Consider the following 16,324-nt stretch of genomic DNA (forward strand, 5'->3'; position numbering starts at 1 on the left):
AGAAACCCAAAACTACCAAGGACCCTTCATCATGAAAAAAATCGTCGCCACCCTGATCGCCGGCCTGTTCGCCACCGCTGCTTTCGCCCAGACCCCGGCTCCGGCCCAGACGACCACGCCGGATTCGGCCACGCCGCCGGCCGTCGCCAAGGCCGAGGCGACGCACGAGAAACAGGAAGCGAAGAAGACCACGAAGCACGTGAAGAAGGCCAAGCACGCGAAGAAGGCCGAGACCAAGGAAGCCGCGAAGGATGCGGCGGCCGATACGACGGCGCCTGCTGCGACGAAGTGATGCATGGTGGGCACCCCGTGCCCACGTTACACCACGATCGGGATACGTAGGGTGGGCACCCCGTGCCCACGTTACACCTTCAAGAACTCCTCGCGCCCGCCCAGCCACCGCTGCAGGTGCGCATCCACAATGGCCGCGGCTTCCGGCCGATCCGACTCCAGCAGCCACGCCGCCACGTCGCGCGCCTGTTCGACGATCCACTGGTCCGTCTCCAGGTTCGCGAAGCGCAGCATCGCCTGGCCGGACTGGCGCGCGCCGAGGAATTCGCCGGGGCCGCGGATTTCCAGGTCGCGCCGCGCGATCTCGAAGCCGTCCGTCGTCTCGCGCATCGTCATCAACCGCTGTTTCGCCACGGGCCCCAGCGGGCTCTGATACAGCAGCAGGCACACGCTGGCCGCCGAACCCCGGCCCACGCGGCCGCGCAACTGGTGCAGCTGCGACAGGCCGAAGCGCTCGGCGTGTTCGATCACCATCAGCGATGCATTGGGCACGTCCACGCCCACCTCGATCACCGTCGTCGCCACGAGCACGTGCACCTCGCCCGCGGAAAACGCGTCCATGATCACCTGCTTTTCCGCCGGCTTCATGCGGCCGTGCACGAGCCCGACGACGAGGTCGGGCAGCGCTTCCGCCAGCGTTTCGTACGTCTCGGTGGCCGTTTGCAGCTGCAGCGCTTCCGATTCCTCGATCAGCGGGCAGACCCAGTACACCTGCCGGCCTTCCTGCGCGGCCGCGTGCACGCGCTCGATCACTTCGTCGCGCCGGTTCTGGTCGATGGCGCGCGTGACGATGGGCGTGCGACCGGGCGGCAGTTCGTCGATGACGGAGACTTCCAGGTCGGCGTAATACGTCATCGCCAAGGTGCGCGGGATCGGCGTCGCCGACATCATCAACTGGTGCGGCACCAGCCCGTCCGACCCCTTGTTGCGCAGCGTGAGGCGCTGGCCGACGCCGAAGCGGTGCTGTTCGTCGACGAGCACGAGGCCGAGCTTCGCGAACTGCACGGTGTCCTGGATGAGGGCATGCGTGCCGATCACGAGCTGCGCCTCGCCCGATTCCGCCATCTCGCTGGCCGCCGTCTTTTCCTTCTTTTTCAGGCTGCCGGTCAGCCACGCGACCTTCACGCCCAGCGGTTCCATCCATGCGGCGATCTTGCGGAAGTGCTGCTCGGCCAGGATCTCCGTCGGCGCCATCAGCGCGGCCTGGTAGCCGCTGTCGATGGCCTGTGCGGCCGCGAGCGCCGCGACGACGGTCTTGCCGCTGCCGACGTCGCCCTGCAGCAGGCGCTGCATCGGGTAATCCTCGCGCAGGTCGCGGCGGATCTCTTCGACCACGCGCTGCTGCGCATTGGTCAGCTTGAACGGCAGGGCTTCCAGGAACGACGACGACAATGCGCCGACCGCACCGAGCACCGGCGCCCCTTTTTCGCGGCGTGCCTGCTGCGCGCGTTTCAGCGACAGCTGCTGCGCGAGCAGTTCGTCGAACTTCACGCGCGTCCACGCGGGGTGGCTGCGTTCCGTCAGCGCGTGCTCGTCGACGTCCGGCGGCGGGTAGTGCAGCAGGCGCACGGCCGGCTGGAACTCGGCCAGGTTCAGCTTCTCGCGCACGGCACGCGGCACGGTGTCGGTCCAGTCCACGCGCTTCATCGCGTCCGCGATCGCGCGCCGCAATATCGTCTGCGACAGCCCTTCGCCCGCCGGGTACACGGGCGTGAGGGAGTTGGGGAGCGGCGCGCCCTCGTTGACGATCTTGTAGACCGGATGGACCATCTCGGCGCCGAAGAAGCCATGCCGGACCTCGCTGCGGGCGCGCACCCGCGTGCCCTCGGCCAGCTGTTTCACCTGGCTGCCGTAGAAATTCATGAAGCGCAGCTGGATGTCGGACGTCTCGTCGGCGATGGTCACCAGCAGCTGGCGCCGCGGTTTATAGGCGATTTCGTTCTTCGTGACGACGCCTTCGACCTGCGACACGTGGCCGCCGCGCAGGCAGGCTTCGCGGATGGGGACGATCTGCGTCTCGTCCTCGTAGCGCATCGGCAGGTGCAGGACGAGGTCCATGTCCGTGCGCAGGCCGAGCTTGGCGAGCTTGCTCTCGATGCTTTTCGGTGCTTGTTTGGCTGCGGCTTTGGCCGCCGGTTTGGCATTCGTGGCTGGCATGGCGGTTCGTTGGCGCGTGTTGTCGGCTTATCAGGATTTGGGCATAACGGTTATGGCCTGCGCCCGCCGGCCGGAATCCGGGTGTAAAATAATGGGTTCGCCGCACGCTGTAGCCCATATTGTAAAGGGAACCTGAAGAGCCGTCGCGAGCGGCGGCAGTGCCGGTCGAGAAGCGCAGCTGTACGAGGAGTACAGCGAGCATCGCAGGCCGGCAATGCAACGCGCAGCAGGCTATTCAGGTTCACGCGGCTCCATGAGCAGTTTTTCCCAGATGAGCAAAACGTACTCTCTCTCCGACTTCGATTTCGACCTGCCGCCCGAGCGCATCGCCCAGGTGCCGCTGCCCGACCGCAGCGCGTCGCGCCTGCTGCAGCTGGACGGCGACCGCATCACCGACCGTCAATTCTCCGACATCGTCGACCAATTGCAGGCCGGCGACACGCTCGTGATGAACAACACCCGGGTGCTGAAGGCCCGCTTCTTCGGCCAGAAGGACACCGGCGGCCAGGTCGAGGTACTCGTCGAGCGCGTGCTCGACCCGCGCACCGTGCTCGCGCAGGTGCGCGCGTCGAAGTCGCCGAAGCCCGGCTCGCGCATCCGCCTCGCGGACGCGTTCGAGGTCGGCGTCGGCGAGCGTGCCGGCGAGTTCTTCACGCTGCACTTCGACGGCGACGTGTTCGAGCTGATCGAGGCCCACGGCCGCCTGCCGCTGCCGCCGTACATCGAGCATGACGCCGACGATTTCGACGAGCAGCGTTACCAGACGGTCTATTCATCGGCGCCGGGCGCCGTCGCCGCGCCGACCGCCGGCCTGCACTTCGACCAGCCGCTGCTCGACAAGGTCGCGGCCAAGGGCGTGCGCATCGCGTACGTGACGCTGCACGTGGGCGCCGGCACGTTCCAGCCCGTGCGCGTGGAAAATCTCGCCGAGCACAAGATGCACAGCGAGTGGTACACGATCCCGCAAGAGACCGTCGACGCCGTGCGCGCCGCGCAGGACGCGGGCCGTGACGTCGTCGCCGTCGGCACGACGTCGCTGCGCGCGCTGGAGTCGGCGTCGCAGTCGGGCGCCCTTGCGGCCGGCAGCGGCGACACCAACCTGTTCATCACCCCGGGTTACCTGTTCAAGACGGTCACCCGGCTGATCACGAACTTCCACCTGCCCAAGTCGACGCTGATGATGCTCGTCTCGGCCTTTGCCGGCTACGACGAGATCCGCGCCGCGTACGCGCACGCGATCGCCTGCGAATACCGCTTCTTCAGCTACGGCGACGCGATGCTGCTGACGACGCATTCACGCGCAAACAAGAATTGAACCATGCTCGAATTTACCCTTCTTAAAAAAGACACGAGCGGCCTGTCGCACGCCCGCCGCGGCCGTTTAAAACTGAACCACGGCACCATCGAGACGCCGATCTTCATGCCCGTCGGGACCTATGGCTCCGTCAAGGCAATGGCGCCGAACGAGCTGAAGGAAGTGGGCTCGCAGATCATCCTCGGCAACACCTTCCACCTGTGGCTGCGCCCGGGCACGGACGTCATGGACAAGTTCGGCGGCCTGCACGGCTTCATGGGCTGGGACAAGCCGATCCTCACCGACTCCGGCGGCTTCCAGGTGTTTTCGCTGGGCGCGATGCGCAAGATCACGGAAGAGGGCGTGAAGTTCGCGTCCCCGATCGACGGCTCGCGCCTGTTCCTGTCGCCGGAAATCTCGATGCAGATCCAGCGCTCGCTGAACTCGGACATCGTCATGCAGTTCGACGAGTGCACGCCATACGAGATCGACGGCCGCCCGGCCACCGCCGAGGAAGCGGCCAAGTCGATGCGCATGTCGCTGCGCTGGGCCCAGCGCTCGATGAACGAATTCAGCAAGGGCGAGAACCCGAATGCGCTGTTCGGCATCGTCCAGGGCGGCATGTACGAGCGCCTGCGCGACGAATCCCTCGCCGGCCTGGAAGAGATTAATTTCCCGGGCCTGGCCATCGGTGGCCTGTCGGTGGGCGAGCCGAAGGAAGACATGATGCGCGTGCTGCAGCACGTCGGCCCGCGCCTGCCGGAAAACAAGCCGCACTACCTGATGGGCGTCGGCACGCCGGAAGACCTCGTGGAAGGCGTCGCGAACGGCGTCGACATGTTCGACTGCGTGATGCCGACCCGGAACGCGCGCAACGGCTGGCTGTTCACCCGCTTCGGCGACCTCAAGATCAAGAACGCCCGCTACAAGGACGATCAATCTCCGCTGGACGAGTCGTGCTCGTGCTACTGCTGCAAGAATTTCTCGCGCGCGTACCTGCACCACCTGCACCGCTCGAAGGAGATCCTGGGCGCGCGCCTGAATACCATCCACAACCTGCATTACTACCTGAACCTCATGCAGGAGATCCGCGACGCCATCGATGCGGATCGGTTCCACGCCTTCCGCCTGCAGTTCAACGCCGACCGCGCCCGCGGCGTGTAGGATGGGCGGCCCCCGCCCACGCGGACGTCAACATGATTTGAACATCCGCGTGGGCACGGGGTGCCCACCCAACGCCAACCCGCTACGAATTAAATTTCCGATAACGACTTGCATTTAGGCATGCCAGTTCCCACATCGTGGGGAATTGGCTGTTGCCAGTTTGCCGGTGCTAGAATACAGCGCTTGTTTTTTCATCTTATACAATCGGAGTCCTTGTGTTCATTTCCAACGCTTACGCGCAAACCGCCGGTGCAGCCGATCCGGGTCTGATGGGTAACCTCACCACGTTCGCCCCGCTGATCCTGATGTTCGTGGTCATGTACTTCCTCATGATCCGTCCGCAGCAGAAGCGCCAGAAAGAACTGAAAACCATGATGGACGCGCTGGCCAAGGGCGACGAAGTCATCACCGTCGGCGGCATGCTGGGCCGCGTGACCAAGGTCACCGACACGTACGTGACCGTCGAAGTGTCGGCCGGCACCGAAGTGGTCGTGCAGAAGAACGCCGTGACCGCGCTGCTGCCGAAGGGCACGCTGAAGTCCCTGTAATCCGGCCGCGCGGCCTGCGCGCCGCGCTTCCCGCCCGATCCTGAACGCTGGAACATCATGAATCGTTACCCCCTCTGGAAGTACATACTGATCCTCGTGACAGTACTCGTTGGCCTGCTGTACACGGCGCCCAACTATTTCGTCGACTCGCCGGCACTGCAGGTGACGACCTCCAAGGCGACCGTCAAGGTCAACAGCGACACGGCTGCCCGGGTTGCCGAAGCGCTCAAGCGTGACGGTATTCCTGCCGAAGCCGTGAGGCTGGAAGGTTCGGGCGACAGCAGCACCGTGCGTGCGCGCTTCGCGACCACCGATATCCAGTTCAAGGCCAAGGCCGCGCTGGAGCGCGACCTGAACCGTGACCCGGCCGACCCCGACTACATCGTCACCGTCAACCTGGTCAAGAACACGCCGGCCTGGATGCAGGCCATCAACGCCAAGCCGCTGAACCTGGGCCTCGACCTACGCGGCGGCGTGCACTTCCTGCTGCAGGTGGATGCGAAGGCCGTGCAGGAAACCCGCATCAAGGGCGTCCTGTCCAGCGTCCGCAGCGAGCTGCGCGACAAGAACATCCGCCACGCCGGCATCGACCGCATCGGCAACAACATCGAGATCAAGTTCCGCGACGAAGCCACCCGTACGCAGGCGCGCAATGCGCTGGCCCAGAACGCCGACCTGGCATTCTCCGAAGCCGCCGACGGTACCGACCTGAAGCTGATCGTGGCCCTGAAGCCGGAAGCACTGCAACGCGTGGTGGAAGAGGGCGTCAAGCAGAACATCAGCGCACTGGGCAAGCGCATCAACGAACTGGGCGTGAGCGAGCCCGTGATCCAGCAACAGGGCCGCGACCGCATCGTCGTCCAGCTGCCGGGCGTGCAGGACGTCGCCCACGCGAAGGACATTATCGGCCGTACCGCCACGCTGGAATTCCGCATGGTCGACGAGACCGTGACCCCGGGCACCGAGCTGTCCGCTGCGATCCCGCTGAATTCGGAACTGTTCACCGAAGGCCAGGGCGCGCCGGTCGTCGTGTCGAAGGATGTCACCGTAACGGGCGACTCCATCACCAGTGCCGTGGCCGGCTTTGACGAGAACCAGCGTCCGGCCATCAACATCGACCTGAACAGCGACGGCGGCCGCAAGATGCGTGAAGCGACCCGCACCCGCGTCGGCAAGCGCATGGCCACGCTGCTGAAGGAAAAAGGCAAGTACAACGTGCTGCAGGTCGCGACCATCCAGAGCGAGCTGGGTTCGCACTTCCGGACCACCGGCATGGCCAGCCCGCAGGCCGCCGCCGAGCTGGCGCTGCTGCTGCGCTCCGGCGCGCTGTCGGCCCCGATGGAATTCGTCGAGGAACGCGTCGTCGGTCCGCAGCTGGGCGCCGAGAACATCGCCAAGGGCCTGCACTCCACGCTGTGGGGCTTCGTGGCCATCGCGATCTTCATGATCATCTATTACCAGCTGTTCGGCTTCTTCAGCGTCGTCGCGCTCGCGTGCAACCTGCTGTTCCTGCTCGCGCTGCTGTCGATGCTGGGCGCGACCCTGACCCTGCCGGGTATCGCGGCAATCGCGCTGGCGCTGGGTATGGCGATCGACGCCAACGTGCTGATCAACGAGCGCATCCGCGAGGAGCTGCGGGCGGGTAATACACCGCAGTCGGCCATCTCGGCCGGCTTCAGCCACGCGTGGGCGACCATTCTCGACTCGAACGTGACGACCCTGATCGTCGGCCTGGCATTGCTGGTGTTCGGTTCGGGCGCCGTGCGCGGCTTCGCCGTCGTGCACTGCCTGGGCATCCTGACGTCGATGTTCTCGGCCGTGTTCCTGTCGCGCGGCGTCGTGAACCTGTGGTACGGCCGCAAGAAGAAGCTCGGCAAGCTCGCCATCGGCACCGTGTGGAACGCGGATGCCGCCGCGGCCAAGACGGCCGTCAAGAAAGGATAACCGGGGTAGACCATGGAATTTTTCAAGATTAAACGGGACATCCCGTTCATGCGCCACGCGTTGATCTTCAACGTGATCTCGGCGCTGACCTTCGTCGCCGCGGTGTTCTTCCTGGTGACCAAGCACCTGCACTTCTCGGTCGAGTTCACGGGCGGTACCGTGATGGAGCTGCGCTATCCGCACGCGGCCGACCAGGAAAAGATCCGCCACACGCTGGAAAAACTGGGTTACGAGCAGCCGGAAGTAACGAGCTTCGGCACCGCGCAGGACGTCATGCTGCGCCTGCCGATCCGCAAGGACGTCGCCGGTTCGGGCACGTCGGCGACTGTCTTCAACGCGCTGTGCGCGGCCGAAGCCGGCTCGCCGAAGCAGATCGAGCAGACCACCGACAAGGGCGAGAAAGTCGCCCGCACCAGCTGCGTCAACGCGGCCGGCGCGGAAGTGCTGAGCCAGCAGCGCGTGGAATTCGTCGGCCCGCAGGTCGGCGACGAGCTCGCGCAGAACGGCCTGAACGCCCTGATCATGGTCGTCGTCGGCGTGATGATCTACCTGGCCGTGCGCTTCGAGTGGAAGTTCGCCGTCGCGGCGATCGTCGCCAACCTGCACGACGTCGTCATCATCCTGGGCTTCTTCGCCTTCTTCCAGTGGGAATTCTCGCTGACCGTGCTGGCCGCCGTGCTGGCCGTGCTGGGCTACTCCGTGAACGAATCGGTCGTGATCTTCGACCGGATCCGCGAGACCTTCCGCAAGGAGCGCAAGCTGTCCGTGACCCAGGTCATCGACCACGCGATCACGAGCACGATCTCGCGTACGATCATCACCCACGGCTGTACCGAGATGATGGTCCTGTCGATGCTGTTCTTCGGCGGCCAGACGCTGCACTACTTCGCGATCGCGCTGACCATCGGTATCCTGTTCGGTATCTACTCGTCCGTGTTCGTCGCGGCCGCCATCGCCATGTGGCTGGGCGTCAAGCGCGAAGACCTGATCAAGCCGATCAAGGCCAAGGACGAAACGGACGGCGCCGTCGTGTAAGTACGCGCATCGTCTTCGGTACAAAAAGAGCCGCCCGGCCTGGCCGTGGCGGCTTTTGTTTTTACTATGTGTGAAACAGCGCACAGAGCGCTGACACAAGGCGGCCGTAAGATGGACTCGTCTCTTTCAGGACATCCCTAGTTTTGGACTTCACCCGCTCCCGCAAGGAGCGGGTTTTTTTTTATCAGGCCGGCGGCAGCGGGATCCCTTCCGCGCGCGTCAGCCGCGCCAGCGCCGCCTCGCGGATCATGCAGGCCTGGCCGGTCGACGGGTACAGATCCAGGCGGACTTGCGCAACCGCGCTCGACGTCGATGGGCCGCACAAGCACGCCGTCGCGCGGCGCGCCGCCGCCGCCCAGCGTGCGCAATTCGTCCGTGGACAAATGGGCCAGCTGGCCGATGGGATGGCCGCGGTCGACCAGTTGTTTCAGCAGGCCCAGGCGTTGCACCTGGTCCGCCGTGTACAGGCGCTGGCCGCTGGCCGCTGGCCGAACGGCGCGTGCCCGACAGGTCGTAGCGCCGTTCCCACACGCGCAGGGTTTCCACCGACAGGCTCGCCAGGCGGGCCGCTACACCGCTGCGGTAGGTCAAGTCGCTGGTATTGTCCCGGGGTTGTTCGTCTATTGCCTCCATGGAGAACCGAAGTTGAACAGGAAAGCTGCGCTTATATCGGTTCAAAGATTGGACGCTACCGAATTTACCTCTACATTGTCAGTGTAGCAACCAAGGCGGGTGGCCCGTCCTTTTTGCGCTTGGGCACGAATTAGTCAAAATATTTAACAAATGTGAGTTCACGCACAGAGTGCACGCGCCGTGGGCACTAAGATGGACTCGTCTCTTTCAGGACATCCCTAGTTTTGGACTTAGCCCACTCCCCGGAGTGGGCATTTTTTTTATCCGGATGCCATAAAAAAACGTCGTCCATGCTTGCGCAGGGACGACGCCGGTGCAGCAGACCCGTTGCCGGGTCCGGGGAGGGGAATCGGAATCAGAAACCGTATTTCAGGCCGACGGTGTAGACATCGGCCTTGGCGCCGAATGCTTTGTCCTTGCCGTAGCGTTCGTACTCGGCGTTCAGGGCCAGATTCTGGTTCAGCTTGTACTCGACGCCGACGCCGCCGTACAGGCCGGTGTCGTAGCTGTTGACCTGACCCAGGGTGCTGCTGCTGTACTTGCGCTCGTTGTACGAGACGCCCAGCTTGCCGTAGCCGGTGAAGCGCTCGCCCAGCGGCATGCTGTACTTGCCGGCGACATAGGTGCCGGAACCTCTCACGTTGCCGAGGGAAGTGTCCTGCTTGTCGAAGTTCGTGTAGCCGGCTTCGACGCCCCAGTTCTGGTCGAATTCATAGCCGCCGTAGATCTTGGCGTTCGTGTGGTAGTCGTCGGTCGACTTGTTGTCCGCGGTGGCGGCGCCGATGCCGACGTAGGCGTGCGGCGTGGTGGTCTGGGCTTGTGCGACGCCGGCGACGGCGGAGGTGGCGATCAGTGCGAGCAGCAGTTTCTTCATGGTTCACTCCTTGGTGTTCTAGGGCTCGCGATTCGTCGTGAATCGCAATATGGCCAAGATAGCACCATGTTTCCCTAAGAGAAGTTCTTAAACGGTAAGGAATGTAACAAGATGAAAGTAAGTGACTCAAAAGTCACATATGGTCGAAACGACACCGGCCGCATGCAGCGGCCGGTGGCGACGTGAACGTGAGAATGGGGAATCAGGCCAGCGCGGCCGTCAGGCTGTGCACTTCATCCTCCGATTCCTGGAGGATGGTTTTCAGCGTGCCTTCGCCGACGGCGAAGTCGATGGTGGCGCCCACCTGGATGCCGGACACGCCGGTATCGCGTTCCAGCAGCGGCGATGCGACGGGAGACAGGTCGTTTGCCAGCAGCAGCGTGTCGCCCAGCGTTTCCGGCGGCAGCGCGCGCATCCCGTTCCACAGCGCCTCGATGGCGCCCATCACGGGGGCCGGCACGCCCAGCTTGAGCAGGACGCCGCGGCCGATGGCGGTTTCGCCGTGCTCGATCCATTCGTCGGCGCCGCCGTCGAGCAGGCCCGGGAACTCGGGCGCGCGCGACAGCAGATAAAAGCCGCCGACTTCGTGCACGATGCCGGCGAACATTGCCGTTTCCGGATCGACGAACGACACGCGCCGCGCGATCACCTGCGACAACGCGGCCACGTGGGTCGAGTGCAGCCATAGTCGATCGGCCTTGGCGCGCAACTCGGGATCGTGGATTTCGCTCGCCAGCTGGCGCACGATGACGGCGGCGGCGAGCGCGCCCAGCGTGCGGAAGCCGACGCGCTGCACGGCCGCCTTGACGTTGGTGACGTCGTTGCCGAAGCGGTTATAGGCGGCCGAGTTGGCGATGGCGACGGTGCGGGCGGCCAGCAACGGCTCCGTCTGCACGAGACGCGCCGCTTCGTCGATGTGGCATTCCGGATCGGTCAGCGCGCGCTGCAGCTTGAGCGTCGCGTCGACGTGGGTAGGGAAGTGGAGGTCGCCGCGCCCGGCTTGCGCGGCAATGCTCTTGAAGGCGTCGATTCTGTCCATGGGAAAAAATTATACCCCCAGGAACTTCGTCAAGGCTCGCTGAAAATGGCGTCGCAGCCGTCTTTCGGTTCCTCGGTGTCCTGCAGCTCGTCGACGAGGCCGAGGTCGAACAATTCCTCGACCGCGTTCATGAAGCTGTTCAGGGTGGCGGCGCCGATCAGGCGGTAGATCTCGCCGTCATCGTTGCGCACGCCGATCACCATCGGTTCCTCGCGCACTTCGGCGGGCGATGCCACGTCCAGCAGCAGGTTGCCGATGATGTGCTTGTCGAAATGAGGCGGCTTTTTGCCTTCCAGTAGTGCTGTATTCATATCATCCTTCGTCGGCGGGAACGTGCCCGCCCGGTGTGACCAGGCCCGGCGCATCGAGCCGGGTGCGCAGCCGGCGCAGCGCGTGGTCAAGTTGTTCGAAATCGCCGTCGCCATAATCGGCGAACAGCTGCTTGCCGTGTGCGACCACGGCCGGAAACACGGTGCGGAACAGGCACTCCCCGTCCGCCGTCAGGCGCACGAGGAACGAGCGCTTGTCGTCGCAATTGCGCGCGCGTTCCACGAGTCCCTTCTGTTCGAGGCGGTCGATGACGCCGGTCAGCGTCCCCTTCGTGATCAGGGTCCGCTCGCCCAGTTCCTTGTAGGTCATGCCGGGCGTGTTGCCGAGGGTGGCGATGATGTCGAATTGCGGATGCGTCAGCCCATGCCGGCGCACCGGTTCGGCGACGAAGCGCTCGAACCCTTGCAGGCACTCGGCCAGCAGGCGCACACTCTTCAGATATCGTTCACCCATGAAACGATTATAGCCGCCAGCGCGGGAGGGGACCCCAGTCTTCGTCGTTGCGGCCGGGTCCGGTACCATAGCAATCTTGCCAGAATTTATTTCACGTTTCATGACCCAGCATCTGCGCGGCATCCTCGCCCTCGTCGTCGTCGTCCTCGTGTGGGGGACGACATTTCCTGCGATGAAGGAACTGACGGCTTATTTTTCTCCCGTCTGGATCATTTTGACCCGTTTCGCCATCGCGACGGCGCTCTTGTCGCCGTTCCTGTGGCGCGCACGCCGCACGGACCTGATGCTGGGCGGCATACTCGGCTTGCTGCTGTTCTTCTGCTACCTGTTCCAGGTGGAAGGTCTCGCGCTGACGACCTCGAACCGCAATGCCTTCATCTGCGGCCTCAACGTGCTCGTCGTGCCGCTGCTGGGCCTGCTCGGCGGACGCTTGCCGGAACGCCGCATCGTCATCGCGCTGCTGCTCGCGATCGCGGGGCTCGTGGCGCTGTGCTGGGATGGCGGGGGCGGCTGGGGCCGCGGCGACACGCTCGCGCTGCTGGCCGCGCTCACGTTCGGCGCCTACATCAAGGTCATGGAGGTGTATACGCGGCGCGCCGTCCGCCTGATGACCGTGACGGCCGCGCAGATCGGTACCGTCGCCCTGTGCGCGGCGCTGTGGTTGTTCGCGCGCGAGGTGCCGCGGGGCAGCATCGACGTGGCGTCCGATGCCGCCAACTACTGGGCCTACATCGGTCACGGGCTGCTTCACTATTCGCCGAATTTCGCCTATCTCGGCGTGCTGTGCACGGCCGCCATCATCTCGATGCAGGCGTGGGGCCAGGCGCGCACGAGCGCCAACGAGGCGGCCGTCATCTATGCGTTCGAGCCCGGCGGCGCCGCGTTTTTCGCGTATTTCTGGCTGGGCGAGGCGATGGGCGGCCGGGGCTGGCTCGGCGCAGCTTTGTTGATCTCCGGTATGATAGTCAGTCAATGGAATGCCGAAAGCCGGCCGGCCGCCGCGCTCGCCCCCGAGTGATGATCCCTCATTGTCCTGCTCATTTTCCTAATGCAGCAACTTGAATTATCCCGCCTCGCGCTAGAGGCGCCGCTGCGCGTGCTGCTCGTGCATGCGGGCGAGCCGGATTCGCTGACGTGGTCCGGCCTCGTGCAGCCGCTGCGCCTGGCGGCCAAGGTGCTGGGGCCTGAACGCCTGCACGTGGACGTGCGCACCCCCGACAAATTCGCGGCCGACCAGCGCCACTGGCATCTCGTGCTGCTCGTCGCCGACGAGGCCGAGGCGGGGCTGCGTCCCGCCAACCTGCGCACCGTGATCTCCCGCTGCCGGGCGGCGCCGTGCTGGGGCGGCGTCGGCGCGGGCGTGCTGTGGCTGGCGGAGGCGGGCGCGCTGAACGGTGCGCGCGCCGCGTTGCCGTGGTCGCTGTATCCCGACGTCGACATGCGCGCCGACCAGGCCCTGCTGAGCCCGCACCTGTACGAGATCGACGGCGCGCGCCTGACGTCCTGCGGCGGCGCGGCCAGCATCGACTTCGCGCTGACCCTCGTCGACCTGCTGTTCGGTGCGACGGTCCAGGCGCAGGTGAAGGAAATCCTGTGCGTCGACCGCGTACGCGGCCCGGACGAACGCCAGCGCGTCGCCCTGCAGGCCCGCTTCGGCGTGCTGCAACCCAAGCTGACGGAGGCCGTGACCCTGATGGAAGCGAACATCGAGGAACCGCTGTCGACCGACGACATTGCCCAACTGGCGGGCGTGTCCCGCCGCCAGCTGGAGCGGCTGTTCAAGCAATACCTGGGCAGCCTGCCGTCGCGCTACTACCTCGAACTACGCCTGCAACGGGCGCGCCAGCTGCTGCGCGACACCAACTACTCCATCGTGCAGGTGGGGCTGATGTGCGGCTTCTCGTCCGGCTCCCACTTCTCTACCGCCTTCGGCGCCCTGTTCGGCAATACGCCCCGCGAAGAACGCCAGCGCAAATTGAGCCAGTAAGCACCGGGGTCAGAGCCCGATTTTGGGCAATTTCCAAAATCGGGGCTCTGACCCCGGTTTTTGTTGCTCGTCCAAAAATGAAAATGCCTGTCGCAGTTTGGAAAGAACGGCAACGATTGGCTTCTCTATAATGAGTCGCTCGGCGCGGCTGCTGGAGTCCGCGCAACCTTTTATTTGGATGAGGAAAACGTCATGAATGCTAAGCTCGACTCGGGTGTCGCCACGCGGCCTGTCACACGCCAGACTTTCGACGAGGTGCTCGTCCCGACCTACGCACCCGCCGCGATGGTGCCCGTGCGCGCGTCGGGCCTGGACGTCTGGGACCAGGACGGCAAGCATTACCTCGACTTCACCTCCGGCATCGCCGTCAGCAGCCTGGGCCATTGCAACCCGGTCGTCGTCGAGGCGCTGACCCGCCAGGCCAACACGCTCTGGCACGTCGGCAACGGCTACACGAACGAGCCGGTCCTGCGCCTGGCGTCGGCCCTGATCGAGGCCACGTTCGCCGACCGCTGCTTCTTCGCCAACTCGGGCGCGGAAGCCAACGAAGCGGCCCTGAAGCTGGCGCGCAAGTACGCGCACGGCAAGTTCGGCCCGCACAAGTCGCGCATCGTGTCGTGCTATTCCTCGTTCCACGGCCGCACGCTGTTCACCGTGTCGGTCGGCGGCCAGTCGAAGTACACCGAAGGCTTCGAGCCGCTGCCGCCGGAAATCAACCACATCAACTACAACGACATCGAGTCCGCGCGCGCCGCCATCGGCGATGACGTCGCGGCCGTGATCGTCGAGCCGATCCAGGGCGAAGGTGGCGTGATCCCGGGCGACATCGAATTCCTCAAAACGCTGCGCGAACTGTGCGACAAGACCGGCGCCCTGCTGATCTTCGACGAGGTGCAGTCGGGCGTGGGCCGTACCGGCACCTTCTACGACTACATGAACGTGGGCGTGACCCCGGACGTGCTGACCTCGGCCAAGGCGCTGGGCAACGGCTACCCGATCGGCGCGATGCTGACCACCAACGAGATCGCGCAGTATCTGGCCGTCGGCAGCCACGGCACCACGTACGGCGGCAACCCGCTGGCGACGTCGGTGGCGCTGGCCGTGATCGAGCAGATCAACCAGCCGGCCTTCCTGGCGCGCGTGCGCGAGGCAAGCGGCAAGATCGTCGCGAACCTGGAAAAGCTGGCCACCGACTACCCGCAGCTGTTCACCAAGCCGCGCGGCAAGGGCCTGCTGCTCGGCCTGCCGATGGCCGAAGGCTACAAGGGCAAGTCGAAGGACTACACGAAGGTCGCGGAAAAGCTCGGCCTGATGCTGCTGATCGCCGGTCCGGACGTCGTCCGCCTGGCACCGGCGCTGGTCGTCTCCGACGAGCAGATCCTTGACGCGGATCGCATCATGCGCCAGGCCGCCGACGCGTTCCTCGCCGGCTGATACGCCTGCACCACCCGGCCGGCGGGGGGGGCCCCGCCCTCCCGGCCGGCTCCGTTCGTTCGATGCCTTTGTCGGGAGAATCCATGTATGTAGTTCGTCCGGTAGAACCAGCGGATGTCGGCGCCCTCGAGACGCTGCTCGCCGCGTCCACGCCGGGAGTGCACACCCTGCCGCGCACGCGCGAAAAGATCGCCGCGTTCGTGGAGCGTTCCGTGGCGTCGTTCGCCGCCCACGTCGACATTCCCAGCGAAGAGTCCTACCTGTTCGTGCTCGAAGACGCCGACAGCCGCGAGTTGGTCGGCACCGCCGCGATCCACGCGTCGGCCGGTTCGAACGGCACCTATTTCGCGTTCCGCAACGATGTGATCCAGCAGGTCTCGCGCGACCTGAACATCAGCCACAGCGTGCACGCGCTGACCCTGTGCTCGGAGTTGACGGCGTATTCGCAGCTGTCCGGCTTTTATATTCGCGCCCGCGACACGGCGCGGCGCGAAGCCGCGCTGCTGTCGCGCGCCCGATTGTTATATGCCGTGCTGGCGCCGCACCGTTTCGGCGACCGCTTCTTCGTGCCGCTGGCCGGCGTCACCGACGAGGGCGGCCAGTCGCCGTTCTGGGACGCGCTGGGCCGCAAGTTCTTCAAGATGGATTTCCTCGATGCGGAGCGCACGATCGGCGGCGCCCGTAACCGCACGCTGATCGTCGAGCTGATGCCGCACTACCCCGTGTACGTGCCGCTGCTGCCCGGCCCCGCGCAGGCCGTGATGGGCCAGATCCACCCGAGCGGCGAACTCGCGTTCGACCTGCTGACGGAAGAGGGCTTCGAGGCCGACGAATACATCGACATCTTCGACGGCGGTCCGATCCTGCAGGCGCACAAGCACGCGCTGCGGTCGTTCTCCGGCTCGATGGTGAAGAAGGTCGCGAACGCCGAACTGCAGCCGCCCACGCGCGGCGGCAAGGCCGCGATGGTGAATTACGCGGTGGCCAGCAGCGAGCGCAAGTTCCGCGCGATTGTGCTGCCGTGCGACCCGGCCGAGAGCTCCGAGTCCATCTGCCTGCCGCCCGCGGCACGCGAGGCGTTAGGCAGAGAGACCGGCGACAGCGTCATCTGCGTACGCATCTGACGCTTTGGAAAACTATG

The 16,324-nt window shown here is 65.1% G+C and carries 16 protein-coding genes; 10 read left to right on the forward strand and 6 right to left on the reverse strand.

Features of this window, described 5'->3' with window-relative positions; genetic code table 11:
* Positions 1-31: 31 nt before the first annotated feature.
* The gene (locus ACL58G_RS06490) at positions 32-292 is read left to right on the forward strand and encodes a hypothetical protein (RefSeq protein WP_160410841.1); all 261 of its coding nucleotides are present in this window, start codon (positions 32-34) and stop codon (positions 290-292) included.
* A 71-nt stretch (positions 293-363) separates the two neighbouring features.
* On the opposite strand, the gene recG is transcribed toward ACL58G_RS06490, so the two are convergent.
* Positions 364-2,448, reverse strand: coding sequence for an ATP-dependent DNA helicase RecG (recG, locus tag ACL58G_RS06495; RefSeq protein WP_413381411.1), 2,085 nt, complete (start codon positions 2,446-2,448; stop codon positions 364-366).
* Positions 2,449-2,701: 253 nt separating this feature from the next.
* Here recG and queA point away from each other — a divergent pair, with 253 nt between their 5' ends.
* From queA to secF, 5 genes are all read left to right on the forward strand, one after another.
* Entirely contained in the window at positions 2,702-3,763 is a 1,062-nt protein-coding gene (gene queA, locus ACL58G_RS06500; protein ID WP_440965823.1) for a tRNA preQ1(34) S-adenosylmethionine ribosyltransferase-isomerase QueA, read from the forward strand.
* Between the two features lie 3 nt (positions 3,764-3,766).
* A complete protein-coding gene (gene tgt, locus ACL58G_RS06505) occupies positions 3,767-4,906 on the forward strand; it encodes a tRNA guanosine(34) transglycosylase Tgt (RefSeq protein WP_440965825.1) in 1,140 nt (379 codons plus the stop codon).
* Positions 4,907-5,175: 269 nt separating this feature from the next.
* On the forward strand, positions 5,176-5,454 hold the full coding sequence (gene yajC, locus ACL58G_RS06510; RefSeq protein WP_229502203.1) for a preprotein translocase subunit YajC: 279 nt from the start codon (positions 5,176-5,178) through the stop codon (positions 5,452-5,454).
* Between the two features lie 57 nt (positions 5,455-5,511).
* Positions 5,512-7,398: a protein translocase subunit SecD gene (gene secD / locus ACL58G_RS06515; protein ID WP_440965827.1), complete on the forward strand. Its 1,887-nt coding sequence runs from the start codon at positions 5,512-5,514 to the stop codon at positions 7,396-7,398.
* A 12-nt stretch (positions 7,399-7,410) separates the two neighbouring features.
* Complete coding sequence (gene secF, locus ACL58G_RS06520) at positions 7,411-8,433, forward strand: protein translocase subunit SecF (RefSeq protein WP_413381419.1); 1,023 nt, start codon at positions 7,411-7,413, stop codon at positions 8,431-8,433.
* A 184-nt stretch (positions 8,434-8,617) separates the two neighbouring features.
* On the opposite strand, the gene ACL58G_RS06525 is transcribed toward secF, so the two are convergent.
* From ACL58G_RS06525 to ACL58G_RS06545, 5 genes are all read right to left on the reverse strand, one after another.
* Complete coding sequence (locus tag ACL58G_RS06525; RefSeq protein ID WP_440968202.1) at positions 8,618-8,758, reverse strand: hypothetical protein; 141 nt, start codon at positions 8,756-8,758, stop codon at positions 8,618-8,620.
* Between the two features lie 663 nt (positions 8,759-9,421).
* Positions 9,422-9,940, reverse strand: a complete 519-nt coding sequence (locus tag ACL58G_RS06530; protein WP_413337082.1) for a porin family protein — start codon at positions 9,938-9,940, stop codon at positions 9,422-9,424.
* Positions 9,941-10,142: 202 nt separating this feature from the next.
* A complete protein-coding gene (locus ACL58G_RS06535) occupies positions 10,143-10,979 on the reverse strand; it encodes an HDOD domain-containing protein (protein ID WP_440965829.1) in 837 nt (278 codons plus the stop codon).
* A 29-nt stretch (positions 10,980-11,008) separates the two neighbouring features.
* Positions 11,009-11,290: a hypothetical protein gene (locus ACL58G_RS06540; protein ID WP_056123771.1), complete on the reverse strand. Its 282-nt coding sequence runs from the start codon at positions 11,288-11,290 to the stop codon at positions 11,009-11,011.
* A 1-nt stretch (position 11,291) separates the two neighbouring features.
* Positions 11,292-11,762 (reverse strand): MarR family winged helix-turn-helix transcriptional regulator, encoded by a 471-nt coding sequence (locus ACL58G_RS06545; RefSeq protein ID WP_413337080.1) that lies wholly within the window; start codon positions 11,760-11,762, stop codon positions 11,292-11,294.
* A gap of 100 nt (positions 11,763-11,862) precedes the next feature.
* On the opposite strand from ACL58G_RS06545, the gene ACL58G_RS06550 reads away from it, so the two are divergent.
* From ACL58G_RS06550 to ACL58G_RS06565, 4 genes are all read left to right on the forward strand, one after another.
* Positions 11,863-12,780 (forward strand): DMT family transporter, encoded by a 918-nt coding sequence (locus ACL58G_RS06550; protein ID WP_371767380.1) that lies wholly within the window; start codon positions 11,863-11,865, stop codon positions 12,778-12,780.
* A gap of 30 nt (positions 12,781-12,810) precedes the next feature.
* Positions 12,811-13,749 carry a GlxA family transcriptional regulator gene (locus ACL58G_RS06555; RefSeq protein ID WP_413337078.1) on the forward strand — a complete coding sequence of 313 codons (939 nt, stop codon included), beginning with the start codon at positions 12,811-12,813 and terminating at the stop codon, positions 13,747-13,749.
* Positions 13,750-13,941: 192 nt separating this feature from the next.
* Positions 13,942-15,183, forward strand: coding sequence for an acetylornithine/succinyldiaminopimelate transaminase (locus tag ACL58G_RS06560; RefSeq protein WP_440965831.1), 1,242 nt, complete (start codon positions 13,942-13,944; stop codon positions 15,181-15,183).
* Positions 15,184-15,266: 83 nt separating this feature from the next.
* The gene (locus ACL58G_RS06565) at positions 15,267-16,307 is read left to right on the forward strand and encodes an arginine N-succinyltransferase (RefSeq protein WP_440965833.1); all 1,041 of its coding nucleotides are present in this window, start codon (positions 15,267-15,269) and stop codon (positions 16,305-16,307) included.
* The last annotated feature ends 17 nt before the right edge of the window (positions 16,308-16,324 follow it).

The sequence above is a fragment of the Massilia sp. GER05 genome, assembly GCF_052056005.1.
Classification (GTDB): Bacteria; Pseudomonadota; Gammaproteobacteria; order Burkholderiales; family Burkholderiaceae_D; genus Telluria; species Telluria orientalis.

Coding starts and splice junctions, on each gene's coding strand:
- ACL58G_RS06540 (WP_056123771.1), bottom strand. CDS start 11,290: ATGAATACAGCACTACTGGAAGGCAAAAAGCCGCCTCATTTCGACAAG.
- recG (WP_413381411.1), bottom strand. CDS start 2,448: ATGCCAGCCACGAATGCCAAACCGGCGGCCAAAGCCGCAGCCAAACAA.
- secF (WP_413381419.1), top strand. CDS start 7,411: ATGGAATTTTTCAAGATTAAACGGGACATCCCGTTCATGCGCCACGCG.
- ACL58G_RS06555 (WP_413337078.1), top strand. CDS start 12,811: ATGCAGCAACTTGAATTATCCCGCCTCGCGCTAGAGGCGCCGCTGCGC.
- secD (WP_440965827.1), top strand. CDS start 5,512: ATGAATCGTTACCCCCTCTGGAAGTACATACTGATCCTCGTGACAGTA.
- ACL58G_RS06560 (WP_440965831.1), top strand. CDS start 13,942: ATGAATGCTAAGCTCGACTCGGGTGTCGCCACGCGGCCTGTCACACGC.
- ACL58G_RS06535 (WP_440965829.1), bottom strand. CDS start 10,979: ATGGACAGAATCGACGCCTTCAAGAGCATTGCCGCGCAAGCCGGGCGC.
- ACL58G_RS06550 (WP_371767380.1), top strand. CDS start 11,863: ATGACCCAGCATCTGCGCGGCATCCTCGCCCTCGTCGTCGTCGTCCTC.
- ACL58G_RS06565 (WP_440965833.1), top strand. CDS start 15,267: ATGTATGTAGTTCGTCCGGTAGAACCAGCGGATGTCGGCGCCCTCGAG.
- ACL58G_RS06490 (WP_160410841.1), top strand. CDS start 32: ATGAAAAAAATCGTCGCCACCCTGATCGCCGGCCTGTTCGCCACCGCT.
- yajC (WP_229502203.1), top strand. CDS start 5,176: ATGGGTAACCTCACCACGTTCGCCCCGCTGATCCTGATGTTCGTGGTC.
- tgt (WP_440965825.1), top strand. CDS start 3,767: ATGCTCGAATTTACCCTTCTTAAAAAAGACACGAGCGGCCTGTCGCAC.
- ACL58G_RS06530 (WP_413337082.1), bottom strand. CDS start 9,940: ATGAAGAAACTGCTGCTCGCACTGATCGCCACCTCCGCCGTCGCCGGC.
- ACL58G_RS06545 (WP_413337080.1), bottom strand. CDS start 11,762: ATGGGTGAACGATATCTGAAGAGTGTGCGCCTGCTGGCCGAGTGCCTG.
- queA (WP_440965823.1), top strand. CDS start 2,702: ATGAGCAGTTTTTCCCAGATGAGCAAAACGTACTCTCTCTCCGACTTC.